Annotated in this window: 17 protein-coding genes; 9 read left to right on the top strand and 8 right to left on the bottom strand. The window is 32.0% G+C overall.

The features are described from left to right. Positions 1–31: 31 nt before the first annotated feature. On the bottom strand, positions 32–448 hold the full coding sequence (locus NQQ59_RS15535; protein WP_144218403.1) for a DUF1573 domain-containing protein: 417 nt from the start codon (positions 446–448) through the stop codon (positions 32–34). A gap of 164 nt (positions 449–612) precedes the next feature. Between NQQ59_RS15535 and NQQ59_RS15530 the strand changes: the two genes are divergently transcribed. Continuing rightward, positions 613–1,878, top strand: coding sequence for a sensor histidine kinase (locus NQQ59_RS15530; RefSeq protein WP_144218401.1), 1,266 nt, complete (start codon positions 613–615; stop codon positions 1,876–1,878). Then, positions 1,875–2,561, top strand: coding sequence for a response regulator transcription factor (locus NQQ59_RS15525; protein WP_144218399.1), 687 nt, complete (start codon positions 1,875–1,877; stop codon positions 2,559–2,561). Before NQQ59_RS15530 ends, NQQ59_RS15525 begins: the two co-directional genes overlap by 4 nt. A gap of 299 nt (positions 2,562–2,860) precedes the next feature. On the opposite strand, the gene NQQ59_RS15520 is transcribed toward NQQ59_RS15525, so the two are convergent. After that, positions 2,861–3,166, bottom strand: a complete 306-nt coding sequence (locus NQQ59_RS15520) for a GIY-YIG nuclease family protein (RefSeq protein ID WP_144218397.1) — start codon at positions 3,164–3,166, stop codon at positions 2,861–2,863. A 94-nt stretch (positions 3,167–3,260) separates the two neighbouring features. Between NQQ59_RS15520 and NQQ59_RS15515 the strand changes: the two genes are divergently transcribed. Continuing rightward, positions 3,261–4,025, top strand: a complete 765-nt coding sequence (locus tag NQQ59_RS15515; protein ID WP_144218394.1) for an MBL fold metallo-hydrolase — start codon at positions 3,261–3,263, stop codon at positions 4,023–4,025. Here the strand turns inward: NQQ59_RS15515 and NQQ59_RS15510 are convergent. Beyond that, complete coding sequence (locus NQQ59_RS15510; RefSeq protein ID WP_257698379.1) at positions 4,022–6,208, bottom strand: B12-binding domain-containing radical SAM protein; 2,187 nt, start codon at positions 6,206–6,208, stop codon at positions 4,022–4,024. The two genes, NQQ59_RS15515 and NQQ59_RS15510, sit on opposite strands and share 4 nt — an antisense overlap. A 137-nt stretch (positions 6,209–6,345) precedes the next feature. Between NQQ59_RS15510 and NQQ59_RS15505 the strand changes: the two genes are divergently transcribed. Beyond that, positions 6,346–8,976, top strand: coding sequence for a T9SS type B sorting domain-containing protein (locus NQQ59_RS15505; RefSeq protein ID WP_144218390.1), 2,631 nt, complete (start codon positions 6,346–6,348; stop codon positions 8,974–8,976). A 122-nt stretch (positions 8,977–9,098) separates the two neighbouring features. Here the strand turns inward: NQQ59_RS15505 and NQQ59_RS15500 are convergent, their stop codons facing one another. The 3 genes from NQQ59_RS15500 to NQQ59_RS15490 form a co-directional block, all read right to left on the bottom strand. Further along, positions 9,099–9,758 (bottom strand): SdpI family protein, encoded by a 660-nt coding sequence (locus tag NQQ59_RS15500; protein ID WP_144218388.1) that lies wholly within the window; start codon positions 9,756–9,758, stop codon positions 9,099–9,101. A gap of 5 nt (positions 9,759–9,763) precedes the next feature. Beyond that, positions 9,764–10,018, bottom strand: a complete 255-nt coding sequence (locus NQQ59_RS15495; protein ID WP_144218385.1) for an autorepressor SdpR family transcription factor — start codon at positions 10,016–10,018, stop codon at positions 9,764–9,766. 102 nt (positions 10,019–10,120) lie between these two features. Beyond that, on the bottom strand, positions 10,121–11,398 hold the full coding sequence (locus NQQ59_RS15490) for an MFS transporter (RefSeq protein ID WP_144218383.1): 1,278 nt from the start codon (positions 11,396–11,398) through the stop codon (positions 10,121–10,123). A gap of 273 nt (positions 11,399–11,671) precedes the next feature. Between NQQ59_RS15490 and bshC the strand changes: the two genes are divergently transcribed. From bshC to NQQ59_RS15475, 3 genes are all read left to right on the top strand, one after another. After that, positions 11,672–13,261: a bacillithiol biosynthesis cysteine-adding enzyme BshC gene (gene bshC / locus NQQ59_RS15485; protein ID WP_144218381.1), complete on the top strand. Its 1,590-nt coding sequence runs from the start codon at positions 11,672–11,674 to the stop codon at positions 13,259–13,261. 125 nt (positions 13,262–13,386) lie between these two features. Further along, a complete protein-coding gene (locus tag NQQ59_RS15480) occupies positions 13,387–14,658 on the top strand; it encodes an acyltransferase family protein (protein ID WP_144218379.1) in 1,272 nt (423 codons plus the stop codon). A 207-nt stretch (positions 14,659–14,865) separates the two neighbouring features. After that, on the top strand, positions 14,866–15,285 hold the full coding sequence (locus NQQ59_RS15475; protein ID WP_031456090.1) for a nucleoside-diphosphate kinase: 420 nt from the start codon (positions 14,866–14,868) through the stop codon (positions 15,283–15,285). Positions 15,286–15,419: 134 nt separating this feature from the next. Here the strand turns inward: NQQ59_RS15475 and NQQ59_RS15470 are convergent, their stop codons facing one another. Beyond that, complete coding sequence (locus tag NQQ59_RS15470; protein WP_144218377.1) at positions 15,420–15,716, bottom strand: DUF721 domain-containing protein; 297 nt, start codon at positions 15,714–15,716, stop codon at positions 15,420–15,422. After that, entirely contained in the window at positions 15,697–16,137 is a 441-nt protein-coding gene (locus NQQ59_RS15465) for a lipocalin family protein (protein ID WP_144218375.1), read from the bottom strand. Before NQQ59_RS15465 ends, NQQ59_RS15470 begins: the two co-directional genes overlap by 20 nt. 356 nt (positions 16,138–16,493) lie before the next feature. Between NQQ59_RS15465 and NQQ59_RS15460 the strand changes: the two genes are divergently transcribed. Beyond that, entirely contained in the window at positions 16,494–17,054 is a 561-nt protein-coding gene (locus NQQ59_RS15460) for a hypothetical protein (RefSeq protein WP_144221568.1), read from the top strand. A gap of 41 nt (positions 17,055–17,095) precedes the next feature. Next, on the top strand, positions 17,096–18,163 hold the full coding sequence (locus tag NQQ59_RS15455) for a serine hydrolase domain-containing protein (RefSeq protein ID WP_144218373.1): 1,068 nt from the start codon (positions 17,096–17,098) through the stop codon (positions 18,161–18,163). The last annotated feature ends 1 nt before the right edge of the window (position 18,164 follow it).

The following is an 18,164-nucleotide window of genomic DNA, read 5'->3' as shown; positions in this document are numbered from 1 at the left end:
CTTTCGCCATATAACCAACCTATTAAAAATCTTAAATAACCGTACCTTTTAAAGTAAGGATTTTTGGTGTTGTTTCTGCACTTGTCGTTACAGTCACCGTTTTTGTAAAAGCACCTTTGTTGGCAGCGTTGTAAGTTGCAGTAACTTTTGCAGATTTACCTGGCTGAACTGGTTCTTTTGTGTAATCTGTAGCTGTACATCCGCAAGATCCTTGAACGTTTGTAATCACTACAGCAGTTTTTCCAGTGTTTTTAAATTCGTAAACAATTGCTTTTGGAGTTCCTTGTGGAATTTGTCCAACATCAATTGTTTCTGCTTTCCAAACAATTGTAGAAGCTGTAGTTACTGAAATTGCAGTTTCTGAAACTAAAGATTTTACTGGAGCAATTGCCGAAAAAGACATTAGCCCTAAAGCCAAAGCTAACATCGAAATTTTGATCATTTTCATAACGGATATATTTAAAATGGTTTATAGTTCATTTTGATATTACAAAGGTAATTCAGACAAATTCAAATCGCTGTTAACTGGTTTCAAACGTTTGTTAATGACTTGTTAATCGCCTGTTTTCAGGCTAAAATTGATTAATATTACACTTTTAAAATTCTTTATTCTTGAAAATCAATAAACTCAACAGTATCATTCTCTTAGGATTGATAGCCATCATTAGTATTCTGGTGGCGCAATTGCTATGGACAAAAGAGGCTTTTACAATTGAACAAAAAAAACTGAGTCAAAAAGCACATATTGCTTTACTGGAAGTGGCTAAAAAATTATACGAAGGAACCAATCACGAACTTCCTGCGCAAAATCCTGTACAGAAAATTGCCAATGATTATTACATTGTAAATGTCGATAATGAATTTGAACCCGATATTTTAGAATTTTATCTAAAAACGGAATTCAAAAAAATGAACATTACAACAGATTTTGAATATGCAATGTATAATTGCCAGAGTGACGAAATGGTTTATGGCGATTATATTTCACTTTCGAAGAAAAAAGCGGAATGCAAAAAAACGGTTTACTTTCCGAAACATAAATCACTGGTTTATTATTTCGCCGTTCGCTTTCCAAATGAAACTACTTATTTGTTTAGTTCCATGCGCTTTTGGTTTATTCTTTCTACAGCTTTAATCCTGATTTTGTTGATTTATGTTTATTCTATTTTTAAACTTTTACAACAGAAAAAATATTCAGAATTACAACGTGATTTCATCAATAATATGACGCATGAGTTTAAAACGCCATTAGCTTCGATTCTAATTGCGTCGAAATATTTGATAGAACAAAAACCTATCAAAGAAGATAAAAAACTCTTTACTTACACTGATATTATCATCAATCAAGGGAATAAACTTAATGGACATATCGAAAAAATATTAAACATAGCAAAATCAGATTATACACCTTTAGAACTTAAAAAAGAAAGCATTCTAATTATTCCGATAATTGAAGAAGCTATAGAAAATATTAAACTTAAATATCCTGAAGCTTCTATCTCTATTGATGCCATATCCTGCGAATATTTATTAGAAACAGATTCTTTCCATTTTGGTAATTTAGTATATAATTTATTGGATAATGCGGTAAAATACTGCAACGAAAAACCTGAAATTCAAATTAAAATTACAGAAGAAAGCAACTGTTTAAAACTTGAATTTATTGATAACGGAATTGGAATTACTCCTAAAAAAATATCCTTTATCTTTGATAAGTTTTATCGTGTTCAAAATGAGAAAAGCAACGAAGTAAACGGATTTGGACTTGGTTTGTATTATGTAAAAGAAATCTGCAGTCTGCAAAACTGGAAAATAAAAGCCGAAAATAATCAAGAAAAAGGTGTCACAATAACTTTATCTATTCCTTATAAAAAATGAGAAATTTCAAAATACTTTATGCTGAAGATGATGAAACTCTTGCGTTTCTAACTAAAGATAATCTGGAACAAAACAATTACGAAGTAATTCATTGTTCTGACGGAAAATCAGCGCTTAAAATTTTTGAAGAAGAGGAATTCGATATTTGCGTTTTTGATATTATGATGCCCAAAATGGATGGTTTTGATTTGGCGGCTGCAGTTAGAAAAATTGATGTTGATGTTCCAATTATATTTCTTTCTGCTAAAACTTTAAAAGAAGACCGTATTAAAGGTCTTCGTTTGGGTGCCGATGATTATTTGGTAAAACCTTTTAGTATTGAAGAATTATTGTTGAAAATTGAAATCTTTTTAAAACGTTCACAGAAAAACATTCCACCACCAAAAACGATTTATGAAGTAGGAAAATATCAGTTTGATACCAAAAACTTTATTCTTTTTAATGACGAGGAAAAAGTCGGATTGACACAACGTGAAGCTGAATTATTAAAGCTTTTCCTGGATCATAAAAATTCTGTTTTAAAACGTGAACAAATCCTAACTTCTTTATGGGGAACCGACGACTATTTTATGGGAAGAAGTTTAGACGTTTTTATTTCACGTCTTCGTAAAATCTTAGCCAATGAAGAAGGCATTTCGATTGAAAACTTACACGGCATTGGGTTTAGGTTTTCTATTGGGTAAATCACAACTTTTTACTGTTTAAACATAACGTAACCATAAAGTTTGTCATTCCGACGGAGGAGGAATCTCCACGATGTTATTCCGTGCAGTTTTTCACCAATCTTTGACGAGCTACTTACGGAGATTCCTCCTCCGTCGGAATGACATATTGTGTGGATAATCAATATCTTAAAAAAAATCTCAAAACCTTGTCTTTTCTGACAATCTTAAATCACAAACAGTAACCACAAAGCTTGTCATTCCTCCTTCGTCGGAATGACAAACTAGACGTTGATTGTAAGACGTCAAAAACTTTGTCTTTAATATTCCAAAAACTCCAAATCTGGGTTCATAGTTTTAATTAAAGTTATTTTCTTTTCTCGCCTCCAACCCTTTAATTCTTTTTCTCTTGCAATTGCTTCCTGAATCCAAGTAAACTTTTCATAATAAACTAAAAATTCGACATTGTACTTTGAAGCAAAAGTATTTTTATCTAATAAAATATTTTCCTTATGTTCTAATAATCTTTTTTTGAGATTATTTGTAACACCTATGTAAAAAACAGATTTCGCTTTATTCGTAAGAATATAGATAAAATAAGTATGATAACCTTCTTGTAAATACATAAATTCAATACTATCAATTCTGTTAAAAATAAAGAAAAATGTGTAAGCACTTTTTCGAAAAACTTCGTATTTTTAATATCTAATTTTACTGGATATGAAATTACATCATTTGCGAAATGCCACTTTGGTAATTGAAACAGAAAAGCATGTCATTTTAGTTGACCCAATGTTAGGTAAAAGAAAAACGATTCCGCCTTTTACTATTTTCAGATACAAACCTAAAAGAAATCCGTTGGTGGCATTGCCCAAAAACAGTCGTGACATATTAAGCAGAGTCACACATTGTTTGATTACACATTTACATCCGGATCATATTGATAAAGCTGGTGAAGTTTTTTTAAGAAGAAAAAGCATTCCTGTAATTTGTAATTCTAAAGATGAAAAAGCACTTGTTCAGAGAGGACTCAGCGTAATCCAGACTTTAGAATATTGGGAACCTCAAAAATTTCTAGATGGAAAAATCACCGGAATTCCAGCAAGACACGGTTACGGTTTTGTGGCTAAATTAATGGGAAATGTAATGGGATTTCTTATTGAATTGGCAGATCAAAAATCAATTTACGTTAGTTCTGATACCATTTTTACAGAAGATGTCGAAAAAGTGTTAACACAATTAAAACCAGACATTTCGGTTGTCGCCTGCGGAACAGCTCGATTAGATTTTGGACAACCTCTATTAATGCGAATGGATGATATACTGAAATTCGTAACACTAGCACCAGGAAAGGTTTTAGCCAATCATCTTGAAGCTTTAAACCATTGTCCAACAACAAGATTACAATTAAAAACTGCACTTTCAGATCATGGGCTTTTAAATAAAACTGCTATTCCAAAAGATGGCGAATGTCTTGAATATTAAAGTACCAACAAACCGAATTCACGTAAAGTATTGATTGGTTTAGAATACCAAAACAATTCGAAATCTTCTAATTCAGTTTCAAAATCATTTTTGACTTCCTGAAAAGTATAACTTTTAGAACCTGAAACGGCTATTTTAGATAAAATTGAAACTAACCATTCTCCTTCTTCTCTGTTGGTTTGAATATCGAAACTTTCTTTTTTATCATGAAAAGTTAATGCCATCATTTCCCAGCTTCTTCCTTTTTTTGATTTGGTAAAAATTTCTGCAGAAGGTTTTCCACCAAGCCAAACGACCTTTGCATTTGGTTTTGTATTGAAATCATTCTGTTCTTCTAAAGCATTAAAGATAAAATCGGGATGAATTTTTGTTCTCGGAATTTTAAAGTCGAACCAATCTTGTAATTCGTAATCAAAACAAATTCCGTGCATGAAATTAAAAAGTGATTTCTTTAAACCGAAACTAAATTTGTCATGATTAATTCCTGTTGAATCACTGTATTCAATATCATTGTTGGCAAAAGTTCCAATAGTTTCTGTTTTCTTAGTACCGCCAAATTTCTCTGGATACAATCCAACCGGACTATGAGCCGTAAGTGCAAATTGATGCCAGAATCCAGATTGCAAAACTCCAGCTTCAAACAATTGGCGAACCATTTCTAAACTATCAACCGTTTCTTGAATGGTTTGTGTTGGATATCCGTACATTAGATACGCATGCACCATAATTCCAGCTTCGGTAAAATTTCGGGTTACTTTTGCAACCTGCTCTACTGTAACGCCTTTGTCAATCAATTTCAACAATCGGTCTGAAGCAACTTCTAAACCACCAGAAACAGCTATACAGCCAGAAGCTTTTAGTAACAGACATAAATCTTTTGAAAAACTCTTTTCAAATCGAATGTTCGTCCACCAAGTTACAGCTAGTTTTCTTTTTAAAATTTCAAGCGCCAAAGCACGCATTAAAGCGGGTGGCGCGGCTTCATCCACAAAATGAAATCCGTTTTGACCTGTTTTTTCGATTAATTCTTCAATTCGGTCGCAAAGCAAACTTGCTGCAACAGGTTCGTAGACTTTTATATAATCTAAAGAAATATCACAAAAAGTACATTTTCCCCAATAACAACCATGCGCCATGGTGAGTTTATTCCAACGGCCGTCACTCCACATTCTGTGCATCGGATTTACGATTTCAATCACTGAAATATATTTATCCAAAGGCAAATCAGAATAATCGGGCGTTCCTACGTAAGCTTGTTTATAATCGTGTTTCAAGGAATTATTTTTGTAAACCACTTCTCCATTTTCTAATAAAAATGTTCTTTTAAAAGAATCAGAATCTGGGTTTTCTAAATGAAAAATTAATTCTTCAATTGGAACTTCTCCATCATCTAAGGTAATAAAATCAAAAAACTCAAAAACACGTTTATCAGAAAGTGAACGTAATTCTGTATTTGGGAAACCACCTCCCATCGAAATTTTAATTTCAGGATGATTTTGTTTTACCCATTGTGCACATCTGAAAGCGCTATATAAATTCCCTGGAAAGGGAACAGAAATCAAAAATAAAGTTGGTTTTACAGTTTCAATTTTAGCTTTTAAAAGCGAAATTAAAATCGAATCAATATAAGTTGGTTCTTGTTGCAAAGCGTTATATAATTCATCAAAAGAATTAGCACTTCTTCCTAACCGTTCTGCATATCGGCTGAAACCAAAATTCTCATCGACACACTCTACAATAAAATCCGAAATATCTTCAAGATATAACGTTGCCAAATGTTTGGCTTTATCTTGAGTTCCCATTGTTCCAAAAGCCCAATCGAGTTCTTCTAACTGTGCAAAACGAGAAGCCTCGGGAAGAAAATCTTCCTGACAAATCTGCAAAGCCAAAGTTGGGTTTTTCCCCTGCAAAAACTGAATTACAGAATCAATCGTTTTGATGTATTCATCCTGTAAAGCAAAAATTCTTTTGCAGTTGTCGGTTGTGGGTTGTGGGTTGTTGGATTGAAACAAATCAATCAATCCTTTTTTCGAAAACAATTCTAAAATCACATCAATACCCAAATCAGCTTGAACCGATTCGATACTTTTGGTATTTAGAAAACCTTTTATATACGCCGTTGCCGGATACGGTGTATTCAGTTGCGTAAAAGGTGGCGTAATTACAAAAAGTTTTGTTTTCAAAAGGGAATTATTTTTTTGCAAAAATACAGGTTATTGTGGACTTTTTAGTGAAAAGATTTTATTCGTCAGGCTTCTGTTTTTTTGATTTTGTTTTGTAGATATTTAATTACATTTGTTTTAACCAAAACCAACCAATTTTGAAAGAATCAAAAAAATTACGCTTCATTTTATTATTATTTTTTATCTCATTGGTTCCATTTCCTATTGTTGCTCAAAACTTTAAATGGGTTGGACAAATAAAAGGCATTCGTGACGATTATAACGATTTTGCAAATAAAATGGAACTTGATTCGGACGGAAACTCTTATATTTTTGGAGAAACAGAATCTTTTTTATTTGATTTAGATCCAACTAAAAATGGAGTTGAAATTATAAACAATTCTAATATTCAAAATTTTCGTGGACTTTATCTAGTAAAAATGGATAAAAACGGAAATTATGTTTGGGGTAAAACCTTTGGCAATTACAAGAGAGGTGGAGAATATACTTATGGAATAAAATTAGATAAAGATGGAAATGTAAATCTTTTTGCTACTACTTCTAACTTAGATACTACTAAAAATATAGTGGATAGTAACATTAGTATAATAAAACTTAAACCAAATGGAGATCTTATTTCGACAATAAATATACCTCGAAATTTTTCTAATGGAGCCACTTTAAATCCAAATTCGTTTGACATAGACAATCAAAATAATATTTATATAACAGGATATTTTATTGGCACTGTTTCTCTAAGCCCAGCTAACCCACCATTAAATTTAACATCAACAGGAGTAGACAATTATATTCTTAAAATTAATAGTTCTGGAAATATCGAGTGGATAAAAACATTTGACAATGAAAATGGAGACATTGCAAATTCTAAAGTTATTGTTGGTAAAGATGGAAATCTAAATTTACTTAATGGGAAAAGTCTATATAAAATTAATCCAACTGATAATTCAATTATCTGGGAAAGAAAATTTACAAACCAAAGCGCAGATGTTTTTCATATCACTGAAAAAAATATAATTTTAATAAGCCATAAAAATATTTACAATGGTACAATTGACGTAGACCCTTCTCCCTCTTCAACCGTAAACGTATTTGCAAATAATTTTATAATTTATTTAAATCTAGATGGAGATTTTGTAGATGTAAAAGAATTTGAAAAACCTTTTAACGGTTATGTCGATTTTTATTCTGTGGCAGAAGATTACAATGGCAATTTAGTATTTGTTGGAAGCTTTAAAGGCACAGTTGATTTTGATCCTTCCTCATCTGCTTTTAACTTGACTTCTATTAGTGATTATGGAGAGGGCTTCTATTTAAAACTTGATGCTAATAGAAATTTTGTAAATGGTTTTAAAATTGGACATGAAACTCCTCAATTGAGCCCTTACAACAATTGCTCTTTGTTTCAAATAAAAAACATAAAACTTCTGAACAACGAGACCTATTTATCTGGAGATTTTATGTGGACATGTGATTTCGATCCTTCACTAACACAACAACATACATTACGAACTATAAATATCGTGACAATAAATCGAGATGGTTATATTCTAAAACTAGCACAATGTGAAACTGGTAAACCAAACGGTGATCCCGATCAGTCTTTTTGCTCTGTAGATAGTAAAATTTCTGATTTAAATCCTAAGTCAAATGACATTAAGTGGTATGACTCTCCAACTTCAACGATTCCGCTTTTAAAAACGACTACTCTTGTTGATGGAAAAATCTATTTTGCTTCTCAACAAAATGAAAATTGTGCGGAGAGCACCGAAAGATTAGCTGTTACCGCTCATTTAAATGTTATTCCGAATGCTCCATCTGTAATAAACTCTGTGTTTTGTAAAAGTGATAATGCATCATTAGGAAACATAGAAATGTCAGGAAAAAATATAAAATGGTACGACACCAGTTTTTCTGCCTCTCCTTTATCAAATGCAACTTTATTAGAAAACAACAGAACTTATTATGCTTCACAAACAATCAATTGCGAAAGTGACAGAATTCCTGTTTTAATTAAAATTTATGACACGCCTGCACCAACTGGAAGTAATGAACAACAATTCTGCAGCAATAAACTTTCAACTATCGAAGATCTAAACATAACAGGAACTTCTCTTAAATGGTACGATGCTCCAACAAACGGAAATACTTTAGCAGAAACCACCTTGCTACAAAATAGTACCTACTACGTTACACAAACTCTGAACAATTGCGAAAGTGAACGATTTGCTATTAAAGTCAAAATCAATGAAATTCAGATTCCAATTGCCAATTCTCCACAACAATTTTGTATTCAAAAAAACACCAAAATCAGTGATATTGATATTATTGGACAAAACATAAAATGGTATGAGAGTTCTTCTTCTACAAATCATTTATCAGAATCTACTTCCCTTGAAAACGGAATTACTTATTATGCCTCTCAGACCATCACCAATTGTGAAAGTGACAGAATTCCTGTAACCATACACATTCTAGAAGCAACAGTAGGCAATTGTATTAATTTAGTCGATGAACTTCCTTATCCAAAATTCTTTACTCCAAATGGAGATGGTTTTAATGACACTTGGTCAATAGATCCTGATTATTTAGCAGCAAATTCTTCTATTAGGATATTTAACCGCTACGGAAAATTATTAAAAGAATTTAGTATTAATGCTTTCTGGGACGGAACTTACATTGGTCAACTTCAACCCGCTTCAGATTATTGGTTTACGGCCATTAAATTTGATGGTAAAGAATTTAGAGGGCATTTTTCTTTAAAAAGATAATGAGCATCAATAAAAAAGGTTCGTATTGCATTCAATACGAACCTTTTTTACTAAAACTTTATAATGTAATGCATTACCAATTCTACGAGAACAATTATTACTTTTATCATAATTAATCGATTTTATAAACTTCCTTTCTTTTTTAAGCTTCTATATTTTAAATAAGAATATGCTATTGGCACAATTGCTATACTAAAGACAATTGTCAAAAATACTTTAGAGAAAACATCACTTTCAAAAATTAAACTTCCTAAAATAATAACCAACCCTGCGATAAACCAAAGCTTTCCTGCAAATAAGTGTGTTGTTTTCCAAACTTCTTGGCTTTCTAGGGTCCATGGTGTTTTTATACCGATGAAATAATTCGGTCGAATCACTTTAAAATAGTTGCCTAAAATCATAAACAAAGCACCTGCTAACGCGAAGACAAAACTTGGACTAGAAATAGATTGACTTTTAGTGCTATACACAATAAACAAAGCCAGAAGTGACATAAAAAGAACCAAAACAAATTTAAGCTGATACAGCTTTCCTCCCATCAAAGACATTCTTTTTTTAGGATCAATCTTTGTAATTGCAGACAAAATAACATAAGTCAAAACGGGAAGCATTAAAAGCATTACTATCAAAGTAAATTTATTTCCCCACCCATCTATTTCTCCTTTAGAATTCCAATGTACAGGAACTATTTCAGGAAGAGTATTCCAAACTGTTGCTAAATAAATAAAAGGAATCAAAATAATTCCGATTATAGGAAGTTCTTTTTTAAATTCTAGGCTCATTTTTATTATTGTTTAAAGGTTAGTATCCATTGCAAAACATCTTCCATAATGGTTGTATTTATAGAATAAATGATGAATTGCCCGTTTTTTTCAGATGTAATTAAATCGGCTCTTTTTAGAATATCCAAATGATGCGAAATACTCGGCTTAGAAATATTGAAAGCATCGGCAATCTCTCCTGCAGATAAATCTTTCTCTTTTAATAGATCCAGAATCTCTCTTCTAGTAGCATCATTTAATGCTTTAAAAATTTCATTCATAACATTTAAATATTTAGACAAATATCTAAATACTTTTTAAACAAACAAAAAAAAGCAGTAATTTTTTACATTACTGCTTTTTGAACTATCAAAATTAGTGGTCTAAAATTTATGTTCGTCTTTGCTAATAACCAAAAACGAAGCTAAAGATATCAGTGCGGCGGCAATTAAATAAAAACCTACATAGCTCACACTGTATGTTGAAGCCAACCAAATTGCAATCATTGGTGCAAAAGCAGCTCCCAGAATTCCTGCCATATTAAAAGTTAAAGAGGCTCCAGAATAACGAACATTTGTTGGAAACAACTCTGATAAGAACGTTCCTAAAGGTCCATAAGTAAAGCCCATTAAAGACATTCCAATACAAGCAAAAATGGTAACTAAAACAATATTCCCTGAACTTAAAAAGTAAGAAAAGAAAAATCCAAAAAGCGCAATCGCGCCTGTAGCTAAAATAAGCATTTTACGACGTCCTATTTTATCCGCCACAACAGCAGAAACTGGAATAAACAAGGCAAAAAACAATACCGAAAATAATTGTATTAGTAATCCGTCTCTCTTAACAATTCCTAAATCTGAAGTTGCCCAGCTTAATGTAAATACAGTCATTAAGTAAAAAACCAAAAATGTTGTAATAGCTGCAAATGTTCCAAAAATCAATTGGTTTTTATATGATTTTACAAGTTCTAAAAAAGGAACTTTTACTTCTTCTTCATGTTTTTTAGCATTTTCAAACGAAGGTGTTTCAGTAATTTTAGTTCTAATGTAAAATCCTATTATTACCAAAAACGCACTGGCAATAAAAGGAATTCTCCAGCCGTAACTCATAAAATCTTCATTACTCATCGAATCTGTTAACAAAAGAAAAGTTCCTCCAGAAAGCAACAAACCAATTGGAGCACCTAATTGCGGAAACATTCCATACCAAGCACGTTTATTAGGTGGTGCATTTTCAATTGCTAATAAAACCGCTCCTCCCCATTCTCCACCCAAACCAACACCTTGTCCGAAACGGCAAAGCATTAATAACAAAGGAGCAGCAACACCAATACTGGCATAACTTGGCAAAAATCCAATAGTTACTGTTGAAATTCCCATAGTTAGTAAAGCTGCAACCAGTGTAAATTTACGACCGATTTTATCACCATAATGTCCAAAAAATGCAGAACCCAAAGGACGCGATAAAAAGGCAATCGAAAAGGTAGCTAAAGATTCCAGAGTCGCCATTGTCGAATCTTCACCAGGAAAAAATAATTGAGGAAAAACCAATACCGCTGCATTGGCATAAATATAAAAATCAAAAAATTCGATTGTGGTACCAATAAGGCTTCCAAAAAGAACATGTTTTAAAGAGTTCTTTTTATTTGGGTCATTTTTCATGTAAAATAGATATAACTTTTTTTTTGATTACAAAAATATGGTTTCATTGTCAATAATTCATCTTTAGAAGAATTAGTTTTAAAACACTTTCTTATTTTTAACAAAATACCTGCATTTTACGCTTTTAAAAACTATTCTTTTAGAGTTTACAAAAACCTGATTATGGGAACTTTAAAATAAAAATGAAAACATCAATTCTTAAGCAATTGTTAATAGCGTTTTTAACTGTATATTTTCATTAAATTTACAGCTGTCAAAAATAAATTTAAAATTATGCCTACCGACTGTATCAGCTTTCAATCTTCTGGATATTTTTCTAAACTAATGCAAGATTATTTAGACCAGAAAACCGAATTAAAATCGCTGTACAATAATTTTCCAACCTTAGAAAATTTCGAAAAACAAATTGCTGAAAAGTCAGCTAATTTTGATCATAACAACAGAGAATCATTAGTGACGACTTTGCAAAAGCAATATCAAAATATTGAAATTTCAGAGTCAACACAACATAATATTTCACTTTTAAAACTCGAAAATACATTTACGATTACAACTGGCCACCAGCTAAACTTATTTAGCGGTCCTTTGTATTTCTTGTATAAAATTATTTCGACAATTAATTTAACTAAGGAATTAAAATCTAAATATCCTTCTCAAAATTTCGTTCCCGTTTACTGGATGGCGACAGAAGATCATGATTTTGAAGAAATTAATTATTTTAATTTTAAAGGAAAAAAAATCCGTTGGAATGCAGAAAGTACTGGGCCTGTTGGAAGACTTTCAACAGAAGGTTTAGAAGATTTATTTGAAGTTTATTCTAAAGAATTAGGTTCAAGTTCTAATGCCAATGCTCTTAAAAAGCTTTTTGAGGACACTTATTTAAAACACCAAAATCTAGCAGATGCTACTCGTTTTTTAGCAAATTCTCTTTTTTCAAGTTATGGTTTGGTAATTATAGATGCGGATGATGCTGATTTAAAACGTGCTTTTATTCCGTTTGTAAAAAACGAATTAGAAAACCAAACTTCGTTTAAAGAAGTTCAAAAATCAATTGAATCACTTTCAGATTACAACGTTCAGGTTAATCCTCGTGAGATTAATTTATTTTATATTGAAGACAAACTACGTGAAAGAATCATCTTTGAAAATGACAAATACATCGTTAACAACACCAAAATTTCATTTTCTAAAGAAGAAATTTTAAAACTGTTAGAAAATAATCCAGAAAAATTTAGTCCAAATGTCATAATGCGTCCTTTGTATCAGGAAATTATTTTACCTAATCTTTGTTATATTGGCGGAGGCGGAGAAATTGCTTATTGGCTAGAATTAAAAGGTTTCTTTGAAGCTGTAAACATTACATTCCCAATTTTATTAGTTCGTAATTCCGTTCTTTTAGCAACCGAAAAACAAGCTAAAAAAGCAGATAATTTAAACTTATCATGGAAAGATTTATTCAGCAAATCAGAGAATTTGATAAATGAAATTACGCATAAACTCTCTCCATTTCCAATTGATTTAACAGCACAAAAAGAAGCTCTTGAAAAACAATTTGAATATCTTTTTGAATTAGCTGAAAAGACCGACAAATCTTTTTCTGGCGCTGTAAAAGCACAAGAAGTAAAACAAAAGAAAGGTTTAGAAAATCTTGAAAAACGCTTGTTAAAAGCACAAAAAAGAAAACTTCAAGATCAACTGCAAAGAGTGACAGATTTACAATGCGAATTGTTCCCCAATTATAGTCTTCAAGAACGCCAGACTAATTTTTCTGAATTTTATTTAGAAAAAGGCGAACAGTTGATTCCTCTTTTAATTCAAAAATTAAAACCTTTAGAACACAATTTTGATATCATAATAATCTAAAATAATTATCTTTAGAAATTCAAAGCGATAATTCAGGAACAAATAACCAGCACATCTCCGAGATTATTGCTTCTCTCAAACCAAATAGAATTATATATTTTATAACCTATTAACGAACTAACCAAATGGTAAGAGAACGCCTAATTTCGCTTGATGTCTTTCGCGGACTAACTATTCTATTGATGACAATTGTAAACAATCCAGGAGACTGGGGCAATGTTTATCCACCACTTTTACACGCACATTGGAATGGCTGCACACCAACTGACCTTGTATTTCCCTTTTTTGTTTTTATAATGGGAGTTGCAGTTCCATTGGCAATGCCCGAAAAAACATACGATGATACAACATTCAATAAAATAGTAGTTCGTTCTTTAAGAATGTTCTGTTTGGGGATTTTCTTCAACTTTTTTGGGAAGATTCAGCTTTTTGGATTAGACGGAATTCCGCTTCTTATTGTTCGTTTAGCCATTACAATTGCCGTTGGTTATGCTCTAATGGGTAATTTCAGAAATCGTTTAAAAAACATCTTTGCGGTTGGAATATTAGTATTGTATATAATTTTAGCTTACGGAGGTTTTGAAAATTATCAAGATGTAAGGCTTCCTGGAGTTTTACAGCGTATTGCAATTGTTTATTTTGTTGTGGCCCTTTTGTATTTAAAAACATCTTTAAAAACACAAATTATTACGGGAGCCGTTTTACTTTTAGGCTATTGGGCTATTATGACTTTAATCCCTGTTCCAGGAATTGGAGAAGCAAATTTAGAAAGAGGAACTAATTTAGCTGCTTGGGTCGACAGCATTCTTTTAAAAGGACATAATTACCACGAAACAAAAACTTGGGATCCTGAAGGAATTTTAAGCACTTTGCCATCAATTGTAAACGGCATTATCGGTTTATTTATCGGACAAATTTTACTACTTAGTGTTACCAAAATCCAAAAAGCCCAAAAAATGGGAATGATTGGTACTTCACTTATCTTTTTCGGACTAATCTGGGCTTTGGTTTTCCCAATCAACAAATCAATTTGGACCAGCAGTTACGTTTTGTTCACCACAGGATTAGCTACAATCTGTTTAACCGTTTTGTATTTTATAATCGACATTAAAGAACTCAAAAAAGGCTTCAAAATTTTTATTATTTGGGGAGTCAACCCGATGATTGTTTTCTTTGCTTCGCAGATTATCCCGCAAGCATTAACCATGATTCGATTCCAAAACCCGAACAATCCAGCAGAACAAACCAATCTTTTAAGCTATTTATACTACTCTGGAATTGCACCAATTTTCAGTAATCCAATGACCGCTTCTCTAGCCGGAGCGCTAACATATGTAGCGATTTGGACATTTATTCTTTGGATATTCTACAGAAACAAATTAATTTTTAAAGTATAAATTTTTCACCATATAAGTCATATAAGTTCATTTAACTATGCAATAAAGAAATACTTTGCGCTTTTTTAAATGAACTTATATGACTTATATGGTTTAAAAATATTCTTTATTGCTCAAAACACCATTCTCAAACGTTTTAATTAAGAATTTATTAAAAACAATTCACGAAAAAAGTATACTTTTGCACAAAATTTAATAAATATAAAAATGGCAACAAATAGAACTTTTACAATGATTAAACCAGATGCTGTTGCAAACGGACACATCGGGAATATCTTAGCAATGATTACAAATGGTGGTTTTAAAATCGTTTCATTAAAATTAACTCAATTAACTGTAGCTGATGCAAAAGCATTTTACGCAGTTCACGCAGAAAGACCTTTCTACGGAGAATTAGTTGAATTTATGTCTCGTGGACCAATTGTTGCTGCAATTTTAGAAAAAGACAACGCAGTAGAAGATTTCAGAACTTTAATTGGAGCTACAAATCCAGCTGAAGCTGCTGAAGGAACTATTCGTAAAGCATACGCAACTTCTATCGGAGAAAATGCAGTTCACGGATCTGACAGCGACGAAAACGCTGCTATCGAAGGTGCATTCCACTTTGCTGGAAGAGAGCAATTTTAATTAGTTTTCAGTCTCAGTCACAGTTTTCAGTGATTGTATTCATAAAAAAAAATCCTGTTTGTTATACAAACAGGATTTTTTTATGAAACCGAAAACTGTGACTGTGACTGGTGACTGTGACTGCAATTGAGAACCTATCTCAAAACAACATCTGTTACAACATTACGTCCCAGTTCTTCATTAATCATTTTAACGATTTTTGATTTTCCATGGCTTAATTCTTCACGCAAAACTGCAGAACCCAACTCTACATACAAAGTACCGCCTTTAAGAACAACATTTTTTGTATAAGTATTTACACCACTTCCCATAAGATTTTTCCAAGCATCACGAACATCAATCTGATCCATACCTGGCTGTAGTTTATTCACCTGAATAATCTGTTGCAAAACAGCACTAATAGTGCTTTCGTTATTTAGTCTTTTCGCCATCGTTCAAGAGATTAATTGGTGCTGCTTTTTTATAATGATATTCTATTTTCTGTGGGTTCTTAACCACTAATTGTTCGTCAGAAAGCGAGATAATTTCTTCACTCCATTTTGCATAATCGGTTTTATAATCCAAAAAAACCTGTTCTCCTGCAAACCGAACATTAACTTTTTCAAAAGTGTCAGTCGTTAAAAATGTACCATCAAACTGAGGCATAACTTTCGTGCGAACACCTTTATTATTTTTAATTTGAAAAAAATCAAAAGTCTCATTCATTTTATAATCCTTTTGTTCTCCTTTTTCAAAAACTACTTTTTCAATTTCCCAATAACCATTTAATTTAGCAATATCTGCAGGTTTTATTTCTTGCTTGCAACTCACAAACAAAAGAGACAAAACCAAAATCATAAAAGTGTTTCTCATATTTTTTATCGTATTAATAAGAAGCTGAAACCTGCTGTCCGCTGTATCTTTTGCTTTTTAAAGCAAAAAAAACAAAAGGATGCCGCTCCCATCAGGGCTAGGGTTTCAGTTTTCAAAAGAAATTTTTGCCGGACTACAAAGGTAGTTTTATAATCATCAAAAGAAACAGTTTATTCATTAATTATTTCATCAAAATAGAAACATTTTTCCACAAGACAGAAACAAGCAAGTGGTCTTATTTTAATAGCATTAAAACTTATAGGTACTAAAATCGTCTAAAACTTTAAAGACCTTTACCTCAAATTTCTTTTGTAAAGATTAAACTCAAAGTTCAAACTTCTATTTCTGAATTAAAAATGAAAAATATATTGATCATACTTTTTAGTACTGTCCTCCTATTTTTAAAATGCGGCAGACCAACAGAGCCTAAAAACAAGCATCATCATTCAGAATTTACAAAACCAACCCCTCTTATATTAACAAGTTCAGAATCAATCGATAGCCTGACAATGCAAAAAAAAATATTACAAATTTCACCAATAAAAATAACAAAGGCAACATTACTAAAAAACAGTTACTCAGATCACAAAGACATTCAAATAACGTTTAAAAATCTAGGAAAGAAAAACATAAAAGCAATCAGGTTTGAATGGTTTTGCACAAACTCATTTGACGAACCAGCAAATGGAAGATACTTTTATGGAGAAGGGAGATTTACGGAGAATTCTATCCATTTATTAAAACCAAATCAATCAAAAACCGAATTCTGGGAAGATTTCTCTACAGATGCAGATAAAATTATTGAAATAAGACCGTACTACATCGTTTTTACCGACGGAACAAAATGGGAACTTAATGAAGAGTTTAATCATGTATTATTAAAGAATTTAGAGAAAAATAATTTTAGGAGAAATTAAACTATTTAGCATATTTTTGGTCATACCCAAAACCAAAAAACATGACCAAAACTTTTTATGCAATAGTAACTGCTCTATTATTTATGAGCTGCACTAAAGACTCTACTGAACCTGATAAAACGCCATCAGAAAGCATGTATTTCCCTCCTATAACGGGAACAACCTGGGAAACAAAATCCATAACTGATCTAAAGTGGGATCAAAGCGCTGTTCAGCCTCTTTTAGATTATCTCGAACTCAAAAATTCTAAATCCTTTATTATTTTAGTAAACGGACGTATTGTTCTGGAAAACTACTTCAACAACCATACCTCCACTACAAACTGGTATTGGGCCAGCGCAGGAAAAACACTAACCTCGACCGTTACAGGAATCGCGCAACAAGAAGGATTACTAAATATAAACAATAAAGTTTCTCAATATTTAGGAACAGGATGGACAAGTGAGACGTTAGCCCAAGAAAACCTAATAACCTGCAAACATCTTTTAACTATGACATCCGGCCTTGATGACACTACTGACGATGTAGATCCAGAAGATTTAATATACAAAGCAGACGCCGGAACACGTTGGGCATATCACAATGTATACGTAAAGCTGCAAGATGTAGTCGAAAAAGCAAGTGGACAAAGCTGGCAAAATTATTTCAATACCAAATTAAGAGACAAAATCGGCATGAATGGCACTTGGGTGCAACTTGGCGTAAATAGCGTTTACACAAGTACAACAAGGAGCATGGCTCGCTTTGGACTACTAATGCTACATAAAGGCAAATGGGAAAACGATGTAATTCTAAATGAAAACTATTTTAACGAAGCAACTACAACTTCACAAAATATTAATTTAGGATATGGCTATTTATGGTGGTTAAACGGAAAAGCAAACTATCATCTACCACAATCACAGTTAACTTTTCAAGGAAGTGTAATTCCTACTGCCCCAAGTGACATGTTTATGGCATTAGGAAAAAACGATCAGAAAATCTATGTAGTTCCAAGTAAAAAAATGGTTGTAATCAGAATGGGAGATGCAGCCGATAACGTTAATTTGGCTCTATCCGATTTCGATAAAGTTTTATGGGAGAAAATCAATGCTTTGTATCAACAATAAA

The sequence above is a fragment of the Flavobacterium panacis genome (genome assembly GCF_024649945.1).
Classification (GTDB): Bacteria; Bacteroidota; Bacteroidia; order Flavobacteriales; family Flavobacteriaceae; genus Flavobacterium; species Flavobacterium panacis.
The sequence above is the reverse complement of the archived record's forward strand: the minus strand, read 5'-3'. Positions and strand labels throughout refer to the sequence as shown.